The sequence below is a fragment of the Pedococcus sp. 2YAF34 genome (assembly GCF_052114585.1).
Lineage (GTDB): Bacteria > Actinomycetota > Actinomycetes > Actinomycetales > Dermatophilaceae > Pedococcus.
In genome coordinates, this window is record NZ_JBFRFA010000084.1 from 1 (window position 1) to 593 (window position 593).

Consider the following 593-nt stretch of genomic DNA (forward strand, 5'->3'; position numbering starts at 1 on the left):
GCGCTCACTTCGAGCACCGCACCATCGACGGCATGGCCGACCTGGTCCGCGCTCAGCGGGTCGCCCTCGAGCGAGCCAGGTCCGCCGGCCTCGACCCCGACGCTCCCCGCAACCTGACGCGCTCCGTCATACTCGACTCGTGAACGATCCGTCGTCGCCAGCAGCCGTCACGACCAGCGGTGTCTCCCTCGGGTCGGGCAGCGCCGTGCTCGCCTTCGACGTGGGCGGAACGGACATGAAGGCCGCCCTGATCGACGACTCAGGAGCGATCCGGGCACTGGAGCGCATCCCGACGCCGCACGACGGCGAGCGCACCGCCGACGCCGTGCTCGCAGCGGCCGCAGCAACCGCGGAACGCTTCGTCTCCGAGCATCCGGATGTCGTCCCGCTCGCCGCGGGCCTCCTGGTCCCCGGGCACGTCGACGAAGAGACCGGGGTCGGCATCCTCGCCGAGAACCTCAACTGGGTGGATGTGCCGTTCCGCGACCGCCTCGAGTCGCTGATCGGCCTCCCCGTGTCGTTCAGCCACGACGTGCGCGGCGCGGGCGAGGCCGAGCACCGGCTGGGCGCCGCGGCACCGTTCTCCGATGTCG

Annotated in this window: 1 protein-coding gene and 1 pseudogene; both read left to right on the forward strand. The window is 72.0% G+C overall.

The features are described 5' to 3' along the window. Positions 1-143: pseudogene (locus AB4Z02_RS18965) on the forward strand (sugar isomerase); the annotation flags it as partial. Continuing rightward, positions 140-593 (forward strand): ROK family protein (locus tag AB4Z02_RS18970; protein WP_441972913.1); only part of this gene is annotated, 454 nt, incomplete at its 3' end. The pseudogene AB4Z02_RS18965 and the gene AB4Z02_RS18970, both read left to right, overlap by 4 nt.